This window comes from Streptomyces sp. NPDC127190, assembly GCF_042672505.1.
Classification (GTDB): Bacteria; Actinomycetota; Actinomycetes; order Streptomycetales; family Streptomycetaceae; genus Streptomyces.
This window is the reverse complement of sequence record NZ_JBHXVE010000020.1, coordinates 52,690-65,800: the sequence shown is the minus strand read 5'-3', so window position 1 is coordinate 65,800 and position 13,111 is coordinate 52,690. Positions and strand designations below refer to the sequence as shown.

The 13,111-nt window shown below is 73.3% G+C and carries 13 protein-coding genes; 5 read left to right on the top strand and 8 right to left on the bottom strand.

What is annotated here, in order from left to right; translation table 11 throughout:
- Positions 1-37: 37 nt before the first annotated feature.
- Complete coding sequence (locus ACFVIU_RS27580; RefSeq protein WP_385845776.1) at positions 38-847, bottom strand: SAM-dependent methyltransferase; 810 nt, start codon at positions 845-847, stop codon at positions 38-40.
- 163 nt (positions 848-1,010) lie between these two features.
- Here ACFVIU_RS27580 and ACFVIU_RS27575 point away from each other — a divergent pair, with 163 nt between their 5' ends.
- The gene (locus ACFVIU_RS27575) at positions 1,011-1,868 is read left to right on the top strand and encodes a Cof-type HAD-IIB family hydrolase (RefSeq protein ID WP_385845775.1); all 858 of its coding nucleotides are present in this window, start codon (positions 1,011-1,013) and stop codon (positions 1,866-1,868) included.
- A gap of 60 nt (positions 1,869-1,928) precedes the next feature.
- On the opposite strand, the gene ACFVIU_RS27570 is transcribed toward ACFVIU_RS27575, so the two are convergent.
- The 4 genes from ACFVIU_RS27570 to ACFVIU_RS27555 form a co-directional block, all read right to left on the bottom strand.
- On the bottom strand, positions 1,929-2,732 hold the full coding sequence (locus ACFVIU_RS27570; protein WP_385845774.1) for an SAM-dependent methyltransferase: 804 nt from the start codon (positions 2,730-2,732) through the stop codon (positions 1,929-1,931).
- 55 nt (positions 2,733-2,787) lie between these two features.
- Complete coding sequence (locus ACFVIU_RS27565) at positions 2,788-3,432, bottom strand: endonuclease (protein WP_385845773.1); 645 nt, start codon at positions 3,430-3,432, stop codon at positions 2,788-2,790.
- Between the two features lie 19 nt (positions 3,433-3,451).
- Complete coding sequence (locus ACFVIU_RS27560) at positions 3,452-3,784, bottom strand: DUF3140 domain-containing protein (protein ID WP_385845772.1); 333 nt, start codon at positions 3,782-3,784, stop codon at positions 3,452-3,454.
- A gap of 93 nt (positions 3,785-3,877) precedes the next feature.
- On the bottom strand, positions 3,878-4,675 hold the full coding sequence (locus tag ACFVIU_RS27555; RefSeq protein ID WP_385845770.1) for an alpha/beta hydrolase: 798 nt from the start codon (positions 4,673-4,675) through the stop codon (positions 3,878-3,880).
- Between the two features lie 152 nt (positions 4,676-4,827).
- On the opposite strand from ACFVIU_RS27555, the gene ACFVIU_RS27550 reads away from it, so the two are divergent.
- From ACFVIU_RS27550 to ACFVIU_RS27540, 3 genes are all read left to right on the top strand, one after another.
- Positions 4,828-6,015 carry a thiolase family protein gene (locus ACFVIU_RS27550; protein WP_385845769.1) on the top strand — a complete coding sequence of 396 codons (1,188 nt, stop codon included), beginning with the start codon at positions 4,828-4,830 and terminating at the stop codon, positions 6,013-6,015.
- A gap of 85 nt (positions 6,016-6,100) precedes the next feature.
- Entirely contained in the window at positions 6,101-7,609 is a 1,509-nt protein-coding gene (locus ACFVIU_RS27545) for a long-chain fatty acid--CoA ligase (protein WP_385845768.1), read from the top strand.
- A 42-nt stretch (positions 7,610-7,651) separates the two neighbouring features.
- Positions 7,652-8,428, top strand: coding sequence for a sulfite exporter TauE/SafE family protein (locus ACFVIU_RS27540; RefSeq protein ID WP_385845766.1), 777 nt, complete (start codon positions 7,652-7,654; stop codon positions 8,426-8,428).
- On the opposite strand, the gene ACFVIU_RS27535 is transcribed toward ACFVIU_RS27540, so the two are convergent.
- Positions 8,417-9,205: an HAD-IIA family hydrolase gene (locus ACFVIU_RS27535; protein ID WP_385845765.1), complete on the bottom strand. Its 789-nt coding sequence runs from the start codon at positions 9,203-9,205 to the stop codon at positions 8,417-8,419. The genes ACFVIU_RS27540 and ACFVIU_RS27535 overlap by 12 nt on opposite strands.
- A 60-nt stretch (positions 9,206-9,265) precedes the next feature.
- On the opposite strand from ACFVIU_RS27535, the gene ACFVIU_RS27530 reads away from it, so the two are divergent.
- Positions 9,266-10,012 (top strand): cobalt-precorrin-6A reductase, encoded by a 747-nt coding sequence (locus ACFVIU_RS27530; protein ID WP_385845764.1) that lies wholly within the window; start codon positions 9,266-9,268, stop codon positions 10,010-10,012.
- 46 nt (positions 10,013-10,058) lie between these two features.
- Here the strand turns inward: ACFVIU_RS27530 and ACFVIU_RS27525 are convergent, their stop codons facing one another.
- Both ACFVIU_RS27525 and cobF read right to left on the bottom strand, forming a co-directional pair.
- Positions 10,059-12,092, bottom strand: coding sequence for an MDR family MFS transporter (locus tag ACFVIU_RS27525; protein WP_385845867.1), 2,034 nt, complete (start codon positions 12,090-12,092; stop codon positions 10,059-10,061).
- Between the two features lie 131 nt (positions 12,093-12,223).
- On the bottom strand, positions 12,224-12,997 hold the full coding sequence (gene cobF / locus ACFVIU_RS27520) for a precorrin-6A synthase (deacetylating) (protein WP_385845763.1): 774 nt from the start codon (positions 12,995-12,997) through the stop codon (positions 12,224-12,226).
- Between the last annotated feature and the right edge of the window lie 114 nt (positions 12,998-13,111).

Here is a 13,111-nt window from a genome sequence, read left to right as displayed (position 1 = left end):
GTCCTCCTCCGCGGGCTGTGCCGGGTGCACGGGCGGGTCAGGGTTTCACGGCCACCGCGCCGTACTGCGGCACCACGGCGGAGGCCGGCCCGGCGCGCCACTGCGAGCACGGCACCAGCCCCGGCTCGACGGGGTCGAGGCCCGCCAGGAAGGAGGCGATCTCCGCGTGGCTGCGGGCGGTGATCGGCGGGGTGGCGTGCGCGTTCCAGAACTCCATCGCGGCGGCGTTGCCCTCGCCGCCCACCTCGGCGTCGTACGTCGGATGGGTGAGGACGAGATGGCTGCCGGAGGGCAGGGCCGCCATGAGCCGGCGCACGATGTCCCGGGCCTCGCCGGTGTCCAGGACGAAGTTGAGGATGCCGAGCATCATCAGCGCGACCGGCCGGCTCAGGTCGAGGGTCTCGGCGGCGCGCTGCACGATGCTCTCCGGGTCGTGCACATCGGCGTCGACGTAGTCCGTGGCCCCCTCCGGGGAGCTGGTCAGCAGCGAGCGCGCGTGCACGAGCACGATCGGGTCGTTGTCGACGTAGACGATCCGGGCGTCGGGCGCGATCCGCTGGGCGATCTCGTGGGTGTTGTCGACGGTCGGCAGGCCCGTGCCCACGTCCAGGAACTGCCGGATGCCGCGCTCGACGGCCAGGAAGCGCACCGCCCGCGCCAGGAACTCACGGTCCGCGCGGGCCACCGCCCGGATCACCGGGAACATCCCGGCGACCTGCTCACCGACCCGCTGGTCGACCTCGTAGTTGTCCTTGCCGCCGATCCAGTAGTTCCACACCCGGGCGTTGTGCGCCACGGTGGTGTTCAGCCCGCCCGGACCGGCCGTCGGATCACGCCCTTCGGTCACGTCGCCGCCCTTTCCGTGCACGGTTCCCCGCCGTCATTGTGCCGCCCGTTGATCGTGCTGTCCCGGGAACCGCGCACCACGGGCGGTCCGGGGCGGCCCCGGACCCCGCACAGGCATGCGGAACACTGGGGTGCCGTACCCCCGCCCCGACCGGAAGCAGGACATGCCCGCCACGCCCGCCCCCCTCCTCGACCACCCCGCCGGCCTGCCCGAGGGCCCCGCCGACATCCGGCTCGTCGTCACCGACATGGACGGCACCCTGCTGGACGACGCCAAGCGCACACCGGAGGGGCTGTGGCCGCTGCTCGCCGAGCTGCGCCGCCGCGGCGTGCTGTTCAGCCCGGCCAGCGGCCGCCAGTACGCGACGCTGGCCCGGCAGTTCGCCGAGGTCGCCGAGGGCATGGTGTTCATCGCCGAGAACGGCACCTATGTGGTCCGCGACGGCGTGGAGCTGAGCTCCGACCCGCTGGCGCCCGGGGTCGCCGCCGGGGTGGCCCGGACGGTACGGCGGCTGGCCGCCGACGGCGTGGACGTGGGCGCCGTGGTGTGCGGCAAGCGCTCGGCGTACGTCGAACGGACCGACGAGGCGTTCCTGGCCGAGGTGCGCAAGTACTACGTCGAGCACCGGGTCGTCGAGGACGTGACCGCGGTCGAGGACGACATGATCAAGGTCGCGGTGTTCGACTTCGGGGCCGCCGAGCGCTCCACCGCGCCCGCCCTGGCGGAGTTCGCCGACACCCACCGGGTGGTCGTCTCCGGCGAGCACTGGGTCGACGTCATGAACCGCACCGCGGACAAGGGCACCGCCCTGCGCGGCCTCCAGCGGGCGCTGGGCATCACCCCGGCGCAGACCATGGTGTTCGGCGACTACCTCAACGACCTGGAGATGCTCGACGCCGCCGAGTGGTCCTTCGCCATGGCCAACGCCCACCCGGAGGTCGTCCGCCGGGCCCGCCACCTCGCCCCGTCCAACAACGACAACGGGGTGCTGCGGACCATAGCCCACGTGCTCGGCCTGTAACGCCGGCCGGGTCGGCGCGGTGGGCCGTCGCGGTGGGCCGCAGCCCCCCGGCCGCGGGCCTCAGCGGACCGGCTTGCGGCCCACCGCGCCGTACAGCGAGATCGGCCCGGCGCCGTCCGGGGCGGTCTGCGGACGCCAGTCGGCGACCGACACGACGCCGGGGTCCAGCAGCTCCAGTCCGCGGAAGAAGGCGGCCACCTCCTTCTGCGAGCGGGCCACCAGGGTCACCCCGCCCGCCGCGTAGGCGGCGATGCCCTTGCGCACGTTCTCCGGCTCGAAGTCGGCCGTCATCGTGGACAGCACCAGACAGCTGCCCGGCGCCAGCGCGTCGACCAGGGTGGACACCAGGTCGTGGGCGCCGTCCTCGTCGGCGATGAAGTGCAGCAGCGCGATCAGCGACAGGGCCACCGGGCGGTCCAGGTCGAGGACGCGGGCGGCCTGCTCGAGGATCGCCCTCGGGTCCCGGGCGTCGGCCTGGACGTACTCCGTCACGCCCTCCGGGGTGCCGCGCAGCAGCGCCTGGGCGTGCACCAGCACGATCGGGTCGTTGTCGACGTAGACGACCCGGGCGTCCGGCGCCACCGACTGGGCGATCTGGTGCAGATTGGGCTCGGTCGGTATGCCGGTGCCGATGTCCAGGAACTGGCGGATGCCGTCCTCGGCCAGGGCGCGCGTGGTGCGGTGCATGAACTCCCGGTTGGCGCGGGCGGCCCGCGGGGCGCCCCCGTCGATGGCCGCGATGCTGCGGCCCAGCTCCTCGTCGACGGGGTAGTTGTCCTTGCCGCCGAGATACCAGTCGTACACCCGGGCCGGATGCGGCCGGGTGGTGTCGATGCGCTGCGCGGCCGGCTCGGTCCCCGTCACGTACTGCTCCTCGGCTCGGTCACCTACGTCAGTTGCGAGGAGAAGTCTGACACGATCACGCGCTGTGCAGGCACTCCTCGGCCACCCGCTTGTCCAGCGCGGCCCGCACCAACGCGGCCGCCAGCACGGCCGGTTCGGCGTTCCCGGCCAGCGCGGTCAGCTGGTCCGGGTCCTTCGGCAGGCCGAGCCGGGCCGCCCCGGACAGGGCCTTGTCGTCCAGATAGGGGGCGAGTTCGCGCCAGACGCGCTGGGCCTCGCGCAGGAAGATGTCGGCGCCGGCCGGCCCCACGCCCGGCTCCTCCTGGAGCAGTTCCCTGAGTTCTCCGGGGTCGCCGTGCGCCTCCCGGTGCAGCCGGCGCAGGTCACCGCCCCAGCGGTCCAGCAACAGCGCGGCGCCGTCGCCGAGTTGGGTGGCGGTGCGTTCGTCGTAGCGCCGGTAGCCGCCCCGGCCGAGCGCGTCGACCCGCTGCTGCCAGTCGGCCTCGGCCATGCGGCGCGGAGTGTCGAGGTGGTCCTCGTGCAGGGCCCGGGCGGCGGCCACCGCCACCGAGGCCCGGATCCGGGCGCTGAGCAGCAGGGCCAGCACGAGCAGCCGGTACAGCGGCTGCGGGGTGTCCCTCAGCCGGATGTCCGCCTCCTCCGCGTAGGTCCGCCCGTACCGGGACAGCAGTTCGTGCAGCACCCGTTCGTCGCGGTTCATGGCCGTGTCCGGCGCGGGCTCAGGGCTTGAGCGGGTCGTGGCCCAGCGACATCAGCTGGTGGCGGCGTTCGGTGTCCTCCGCCACGGGTTCCTCCTCGATGTCCACGAGGTCGGCGACCGTGTCCACGACCTGGTGCATCGCACCGATGTCGTCCGCGGTCAGGTCGGTACGGCGCTTCTGGAGGATGGCGAGCACATGCTGGCCGAGCGGCGAGCCCGCCCGTTCGGGCAGCGGCTCGGTGCGCTCGTCGGCGTCCTGGACCCTGAGCCAGGCCGCGAGTTCCGCCGAGGTCATGTTGACCACGCGGTGGAAGTCCTCCCACAGCGCTTCGAGTTCGAGGGCGTCGGCCATGGGTCTCCCCTTCCCTCTGGGTTCTTTCGCTCTTCCTTCGGTCTTTCGTCCCCAGGCGGGTGCCCATCGCCAAAGGGGGCAAAACCGGCCTGGTCAGCGGGGCAGGACCTGGTCCAGGAAGCCGGTCACCTCGGCGAAGACCTCCTCCTTGACCGTCTCGTTGAACACCTCGTGCCGGGCCCCGGGGAAGATCCGCTCGGTCAGCCGGCCGCCGCTCAGCCGCTCGACGCCGATCCGGCTGCCGGGCAGCGGCACCAGCCGGTCGTCGTCGCCGTGCAGCCACAGCACCGGTACGCCGCCCGCGTCGCCGCCCCGGGCGACCGTCTCCAGGGTGCGGGCGAACGCCTCCAGCGTCGGCCGCTTCATCGGCCCGTGCCAGACCAGCGGATCGGCGGCGTACGCGGCGCCCACCGCGGGGTCGCGGGAGAGCGCGGCCGGGCTGATCGGGGTGTCCGGGATCTCGGGCAGGGCCAGCAGCCGCCCGGGCAGCTCCCAGGCCCCGATCACCGGCCCCGAGAGGATCAGCGCGCTCACCTCCGCGCCGTACCGCTGGACGTAACGGGCCGAGATCAGGCCGCCCATCGAGTGGCCGACGAGGACCAGCGGCAGCCCGGGGTGCGCGGCCCGGGCCGACTCGGCCACCGTGTGCACCTCGGTGACCACGTCCTCGAAGTCCTCGATCAGCACCCGCTCGCCGGCCGACCGGCCGTGCCCCCGGTGGTCGGGCGCGTACACCGCCGCGCCGTGCCCGCCGAGCACGCCCGCCAGTTCGTCGTACCGGCCCGCGTGCTCGGCGTACCCGTGCACGACGAGGGCCAGGAAGCGGGGCTCCGGGTGCGGCCACTCGCGTACGGCGATCCCGTCCGGGGCATGCTCGCGGACGTGGGGCATATCTCCTCCAGGTGCCTCGGTGAAGGTTCCGGGGGATCTTCCCAGCGGGCCGGTCCGAGGTCTATAGTCTAAAACTAGCAGTGCTAATTAACCGTGCTGCCGAACACACCCAGCCAGCTGATCCACAGCGTCGTCGGTCAGGAGTCACACCCGTGCGTCCCGTTCACTTCGCGGCCGCCCGCCGCACCCCCATCGGCAAGCTGCGCGGAGCCCTCTCCTCCGTGCGCCCCGACGATCTGGCCGCGACCGTCATCCGCCGGCTGGTGAACGACGTGCCCGCCCTCGACCCGGCCCGGATCGACGACGTCTACTGGGGCGCCGCCAACCAGGCCGGCGAGGACAACCGCAACGCCGCCCGGATGGCCGCCCTGCTCGCCGGACTGCCCGAGTCCGTGCCCGGCGCCACCGTCAACCGGCTCTGCGCCTCCGGCCTGGAGGCGGTCACCCTCGCCGCCCGGACCATCGCGGCGGGCGAGGCGGACATCGTGATCGCCGGCGGCTCCGAGTCCATGAGCCGCGCCCCCTTCGTCCTGCCCCGCCCCGACGAGGCGCTGCCGCCGCGCATCGAGACCTACGACACCCGGCTCGGCTGGCGCCTGGTCAACCCGGCCATGAAGGAGCTGCACGGCCTGCTGTCCATGGGCGAGACCGCCGAGGAGGTCGCCGCCCGGTACGGCGTCTCCCGCGACCGGCAGGACGCGTTCGCGCTGCGCAGCCACCAACTCGCCGCCGCCGCCCGCAAGAACGGGCACTTCGACGACGAACTCCTCTCCGTGGAGCGGCCGGACGGGATCGTGGTGGAGCAGGACGAGTGCGTCCGTGAGGACACCTCGCTGGAGAAGCTCTCCCGGCTGAAGCCGGTGTTCCGGCAGGGCGGCACGGTCACCGCGGGCAACGCCTCGCCGATGAACGACGGCGCCGCCGGACTGCTGCTGGTCAGCGAGGAGGCCCTGAACGAACTGGGCCTGGAGTCCCTGGGCCGCTATGTCGCGGGCGCCTCCGCCGGTGTCCACCCGGACGTGATGGGCATCGGCCCGGTCCCCGCCACCCGCAAGGCGCTGGCCCGGGCCGGCTGGGCGATCGGCGACGTCCAGGAGGCCGAGTTCAACGAGGCGTTCGCCGCCCAGGCGCTCGCCTGCGTCGACCAGCTGGGCATCGACCCCGACCTGGTCAACCCGACCGGCGGCGCCATCGCCCTCGGCCACCCCCTCGGCTGCTCCGGGGCCCGCATCCTGACCACCCTGCTGCACCGCATGCGGCGCACGGGCGCGGCCCGGGGCCTGGCGACGATGTGCGTGGGCGTCGGACAGGGCAGCACACTGCTGGTCGAACGGCACTAGAGCCACTCCTCGGCGCAGTCCCAACGGGGGGTCCCGCCAAGGGAATCCGGTACACCAGCCGCAGAAGGAAACGGAGCAGCACTCCATGGCAACCCTGTCCGTCGCCGCCATTCTCGCCGAGAACGCCCGGCGCCGACCCGACAAGACCGCCCTCGTCGAAGGGGACCTGCGGCTGACCTTCGCCGAGGCGTGGCGGCGGGCCCTCGCCCGGGCGGGCGCGCTCACCGCCCTCGGCGTCCGGCCGGGCGACCGGGTCGCCCTCATGGCCCCCAACACCGCGGAGTTCCCCCTCGCCTACTACGCGATCGCCGCGGCGGGCGGTGTCGTCGTCCCCGTGCACCTGCTGCTGTCGGTGGGCGAGGTCGAGCACGTCCTGCGGGACAGCGGCGCCGGCCTGCTGCTCGTCCACCCGGCCCAGGCGGACACCGGGCGCGCCGCGGCCGAGGCGCTCGGCATCCGCGTGGTCACCCTGGGCGAGGAGTTCGCGACGCTCGCGGCCGACGCCGAGCCGCTGCCGTCGTACACCACCCGCGCCGCCGACGACCCCGCCGTGGTCTTCTACACCAGCGGCACGACCGGCGTCCCCAAGGGCGCCGTGCTCAGCCACTTCAACCTGGTGATGAACGCGACCGTCAACGCCTTCGACGCCAACGACGTCCGCGCCGACGACATCGCGCTCGGCGCCCTGCCGCTGTTCCACGCCTTCGGCCAGACCGTCTCGCTCAACTCCACCTGGCGGGCGGGCGCCACCCTGGTGCTGCTGCCCCGCTTCGACGCGGCCCGCGCGATCGAGCTGATGGTGCGCGAGCGCGTGAACACCTTCCAGGGCGTGCCCACCATGTTCGTGGCGCTGGCCGCGGCCGCCGCCGACGCCGCGGAACTGCCCGCCCTGCGCCTGTGCATCTCGGGCGGGGCCTCGCTCCCGGTGGCCGTGCTGGAGCGGTTCGAGACCGCCTTCGGGACGCGGATCTACGAGGGGTACGGGCTGTCGGAGACCTCGCCCACGGCCACCGTCAACCAGCCGGTGTTCGGCACCAAGGCCGGCACCATCGGCCATCCGCTGTGGGGCGTCGACGTGGAGATCGCCCGCGCGGAGACCGAGGGCCGCATCGAACTGCTGCCGCCCGGCGAGCTGGGCGAGGTCGTCATCCGCGGCCACAACGTCTTCTCCGGCTACCTCGGCCGCCCGGAGGCCACCGCCGAGGCCCTGGTCGACGGCTGGTTCCGCACCGGTGACCTGGGCACCAAGGACGAGGAGGGGTTCCTCCGCATCGTCGACCGCAAGAAGGACGTCATCATCCGCGGCGGCTACAACGTCTACCCGCGGGAGGTCGAGGAGGTCCTGATGCGCCACCCCGGCATCGCCCAGGTCGCCGTCATCGGCCTGCCCGACGAACTGCACGGCGAGGAGGTGTGCGCGGTCGTCGTACCGGCCGGGGACACCGCCCCCGACGCCGCGGGGATCACCGAGTGGTCCAGGGAACACCTCGGCAAGCACAAGTACCCGCGGCGTGTGGAGTTCACCGACGCGCTGCCGCTAGGACCGAGCATGAAGGTGCTCAAGCGGGAGCTGCGGACGCGGTACGCCGGGTAGCGGCACACCGGTCGGATCCATGTGCATAGCATCGGTCCCCACATGGACACGATGACGCTCTGGCACATATCCGGCTGGGGGTTCGCGGCGCTCGCCTGCGCGGCCCTGCTCGTCGGCTTCTCCAAGACCGCGGTGAGCGGGGCCAACACGGTCAGCCTCGCCGTCTTCGCCGCGGTCCTGCCCGCCCGCGCCTCCACCGGGGTGCTGCTGCCCATCCTGATCGCCGGGGACGTGCTCGCCGTCCTCACCTACCAGCGGCACGCCCACTGGCCCACGCTGTGGCGGCTGTTCCCGGCGGTCGCGGCCGGTGTGGTGGCCGGCACGCTGTTCCTGCTGTGGGCCGACGACGGGATCGTACGGACCTCGATCGGTGCGATCCTGCTGCTGATGGCCGGGGTCACGCTGTGGCGGCGGCGCCGGGCGGACGGGCCGGGGGACGCACCGGACGCCGTGACGACCCGGGCGGGCCGGCTGAAGGCCCGCTCGTACGGCGTGCTCGGCGGCTTCACCACCATGGTCGCGAACGCCGGCGGCCCCGTGATGTCGCTGTACCTGCTCTCCGCCGGGTTCCGGAAGCTGGGCTTCCTGGGCACGTCGGCGTTCTTCTTCCTCATCGTGAACGTCTCGAAGGTGCCGTTCAGCGCGGGCCTGGGCCTCATCGACGGCCGTTCGCTGCTGCTCGACGCCGCGCTCGCCGGGTTCGTCGTGCCCGGTGCGTTGTTCGGCACATGGGCTGTGAACAGGATCAACCAGCGACTCTTCGAACAACTCGTGATCGCGGCAACGGTCGTGGGCGGCGTCCAGCTGCTACTGCGTTAGTCCCAGCAGCCCCGGCAGGTCGGCGAAGGAGTCCAGGACATGGTCCGGGGCGCCGCTCGCGCCGTCGAGCGTCTCCTGCTGGAACTTCCCCGTCCGCACCAGCACCCCCGTCAGTCCGGCCCGCTGGGCGGCGAGCACGTCCGACTCCACGTCGTCGCCCACCATCAGCGCCTCCCCGGCGGCCACCCCGAGCCGGGCCAGCGCCGCCTCGAAGAACGCCCGCGACGGCTTGCCCGTGACCTCGGCCTCCGTCCGGGCCGCCCGCTCCAGCCCGAGCAGGAACGCCCCCGTGTCCAGCTGGAGCCCCGCGTCGGTCCGCCAGTACAGGTTGCGGTGCATGGCGACCAGCCGCGCACCCCGCTGGAGCTGCCCGAAGGCCCGGTTGAGCGCCGCGTAGTCGAACTCCGGCCCGGCACCGCCCAGCACGACCACCTCCGGATCGTCCTCGACCAGGGTGACCTCGCCGAGATCCGCCGCGATGTCCCCGCTGTTCAGCAGCGCACAGCGGGCGCCCGGGTAGCGCTGTGCGAGGTGTACGGCGGTGACGGCGGGCGCGGTCAGGATGTCCTCGGCCGCCACCTCGAACCCGGCCGCCCCCAGGGCCCCGGCGATCGACGCCCGGGTCCGGGACGTCGTGTTGGTCACCAGCGCCACGGGCAGACCCGCCGCGCGGATCCGGCGCAGCGCCGCCACCGCACCGGGCAGCGGCTTCCAGGAGACGGTGAGGACACCGTCGATGTCGATCAGCACGGCACGCACGGACGCGAGGGACTCCATCCTCCGACGGTAGCGACCCGGGCGCCGGTCGGGCCCTCACGACCTCGTACGCTCACCCCCATGCCCACGCACGTGCTGATCCTCGGCGGTACCACCGAGGCCCGACGGCTCGCCGCCGATCTCGCGGCCCGGCCCGGCATCCGGGTCACCACCTCCCTGGCCGGCCGGGTCACCCGGCCCGCAGCGGTCCCGGGCGAGGTGCGCACCGGCGGCTTCGGCGGCGCGGAGGGCCTGGCCGAGTGGCTGCGCACCCACCGGGTGGACGCCCTGGTCGACGCCACCCACCCCTTCGCCGAGGCGATCACCGCCCACGCGGCCCGCGCGGCGGCGGCCACCGGGACACCGGCGGTCGTGCTGCGCCGCCCCGGCTGGCGGCCCGGCCCCGGCGACCGCTGGTACGACGTCCCGTCCCTGGCCGGCGCCGCCGACGCGCTGCCCGGCCTCGGCCGGCGGGTCTTCCTCAGCACCGGGCGCCTCGGCCTCGCCGCCTTCGCCCACCTGACGGACCTGCACTTCGTCGCCCGCTCGGTGGAACCGCCCGAGCCGCCCCTGCCGCCGTCCACCGACGTGCTCCTCGCCCGCGGCCCGTTCACGATCGCCGAGGAGACGGATCTGCTGCGCCGCCACCGGATCGAGGTCCTGGTCACCAAGGACAGCGGCGGCGAGGCGACGGCCGCGAAGCTGACGGCCGCCCGCGAACTCGCGCTGCCCGTGGTCGTCGTACGCCGGCCACCGCTGCCCGCGGGCGTCACCGCGGTGCCCGACACGGCGGGCGTGCTGGCCCGGCTGGGGCTCGTCCCCGGGTGACCACCGCGGCCGCACAAGGGCCGCCCGGCGTGCGCGCACCCGGGTCTCAGCGCGCCCCGCTCGGCTCCGGTTCGGCCGCCGTGCGCTGGGGGAGACCGTTGCTCAGGTCCTCCACCAGCAGCCGCTTGGCGATGGTGTCCACGGCCGCGCGCAGATCGGCGGCCGCCGGGTGGCCGATGTCGCGCTGCACCCGGTCCGCCAGCCAGGTGCCCCACGCATGGCTGATCACCTCGGCCTCGCGGCGGCCCGCCGGGGTGTGGCTCAGCAGGGAGCCGTGCCGGGTCAGATAGCCCTCGTCGACCATCCGGTCGAACACCGGCAGCAGCACCTCCGGCGGCAGATGGCGGCGGCCCGCGACCAGCCCGAGGCTCGCATGCCCCACCAGCCGGTTCAGCAGCTCCACCTGCATCACCGCCCAGGCCCCGGCGACATCCAGCCGGGTGTCGGACTCGCGGATGATCCGCCGGCCGGTCTCCAGATCGGTACCGCCGATGATCTTCGCCACGGCGGCCTCCAGCACTCGCTGCGAGTCCGGCCCGTGCGGGGAGGCGAAGCCCTCGCCCATGTCGGTCGAACCCATCCGCGCGCTGTCCCGCAGCGGCACCTGCTTGAGGAACAGGGCCACCAGGAAGCCCAGTCCCGCGACCGGCACCGTCCACAGGAACACCGTCTGGATGGTGTCCGCGTACGCCTGCACGATCGGCGCGGCGACCGGGGCGGGCAGCCGGTGCAGGCCGGTGGGGCTGGTGGCCGCCCGGGTCACCGTCGCCGCGTCCACGCCGCCCGCCCGCACGGCCGCGCCGATGCCGTCGCGCAGGTTCGGGGCGAGCGCGTTGGTGTAGATGGTGCCGAACACGGCGGTGCCGAACGAACTGCCCAGCGTGCGGAAGAAGGTCACCCCGGAGGTCGCGGTGCCGAGGTCGGCGTAGGCCACGGTGTTCTGCACGGCGATGGTGAGCACCTGCATGCACAGGCCGATCCCGGTGCCCAGCACGAACATGTACAGCGACTCCAGCGCCGTCCCCGTGCCCGGCCCCATCAGGGACATCAGATACAGCCCGGCGCCCATCACCAGCGCGCCCACGACCGGGAACAGCCGGTACTTGCCGGTCTTGCTGACCACATTGCCGCTGAAGACCGACGCGATCAGCAGCCCGACGACCATCGGCAGCGTCCGCACCCCGGAGACCGTGGCCGAGTCGCCGTCGACGTACTGGAGATAGCTCGGCAGGTAGGTCATCGCGCCGAGCATCGCGAAGCCGACGATGAAGCTGAGCACCGAGCAGACCGTGAACACCGGGTTGCCGAACAGCCGCATGGGCAGCATCGGTTCCCGGGCCCGGGTCTCCACCCAGCAGAACAGCGCGAGCGCCACCGCACCGCCCGCGAACAGCCCGAGAATGACCCCCGAGGTCCAGGCGTACTCGGTGCCGCCCCAGCTCGTCGCCAGGATCAGCGCGCTCGCGCCGACCGCGACCAGCGCGATGCCCGGGTAGTCGATGACCGGCCGGGACGCCGACCGCACCACCGGGATGGTGCGCGCGGCGGCGATCACCACGACCACGGCGATGGGCACGTTGACGTAGAACGCCCACCGCCAGGAGGCGTGGTCGGTGAACAGGCCGCCCAGCAGCGGCCCGATGACCGTCGCCACCCCGAACACCGCGCCGATGGCACCCTGGTACTTGCCGCGCTCCCGCAGCGGGATGACGTCCGCGATGAGCGCCATCGACGTCACCATCAGACCGCCCGCGCCGATCCCCTGCACCGCCCGCCACGCGATCAGCAGCGGCATGTCGGTGGCCAGGCCGCACAGGAACGAACCCGCGATGAACACGATCGTGGACACCTGGAAGACGGCCTTGCGGCCGAACTGGTCGCCGAACTTGCCGACCAGCACGGTCGCCACGGTCTCCGCGAGCAGATACGAGGTGACCACCCACGACATGTGCGCGGCGCCGCCCAGATCGGACACGATCGTCGGCAGGGCCGTGCCCACGATCGTCTGGTCGAGCGCCGCGAGCAGCATGCCGAGCACGATCGTCAGGAAGACGACGTTGCGCCGCCGGACGTCCAGCACCGGCGGCTCGGCGGCGGCCGGTGCGGAATCCGGGGTCTGCCGGGACGCTTCGTTCTCCTCGGTGACTGCCACGAGGCCACGATCACACGGGTGGATCAGTCACGCATGCGGGGCGGCCCGCCCGGGTGGGGTCAGGAGCTGCCGGGGTGCCGGCGCAGCAGATAGGTGTCCATGATCCAGCCCTTGCGCTCACGTGCCTCCGCCCGCAGCCGCTCGATGCGCGGCGCGGCCTCGGCGAGCGGCCCGGACACGAGGATCTCGTCCGGGGTGCCTATGTACGCGCCCCAGTAGATGTCCATGTCCTCCCCGGTGTACTGCCGGAAGGCCTGGTGGGCGTCGAGCATCACCACCACGTCGTCCACCCCCTCCGGGAAGCCCTCGGCGAGCCGCCGCCCGGTGGTGATCTGCACCGGCCTTGCCACCCGGTTCAGCCCCGTGCGGTGCCGGGCGACCAGCGCGGAGACGCTGCTGATGCCGGGCACGACGTCGTACTCGAACCCCACCGACCCGCGCTCCAGGATCTCCTCGAGAATCCCGAGCGTGCTGTCGTACAGCGCGGGGTCCCCCCACACCAGGAAGGCGCCGGTGCCGTCCTCGCCCAGCTCCTCGGCGATCAGCTGCTCGTAGATACCGGCGCGGGCGCTGCGCCAGTCCTCGACGGCCGGCGAGTACGCGGCCCCGCCCGCGCGGCGGTCCCGCTCCGGGTCCCGGGCCTCCACCACCCGGTACGACCCCGCGGGCAGATGCGCGTCCAGTATGTCCCGGCGGAGCTGGGTGAGATCGCTCTTCACCTCGCCCTTGTCGAGCAGGAAGAACACGTCCGTGCTCCGCAGCGCCTTGACCGCCTGGAGGGTCAGCTGGTCGGGGTCGCCCGCGCCGATACCGATGACATGAATCTTTCGCACGCCCCGAGTCTGCCGCATGCCACTGACAACGCCTCCATCGCCTCCGGACGCGGCCCCGCCGACCGCCCGCCGGCCCCGGGAACCGGGCCGGAGCGCCGCGCCATCAACGTCACG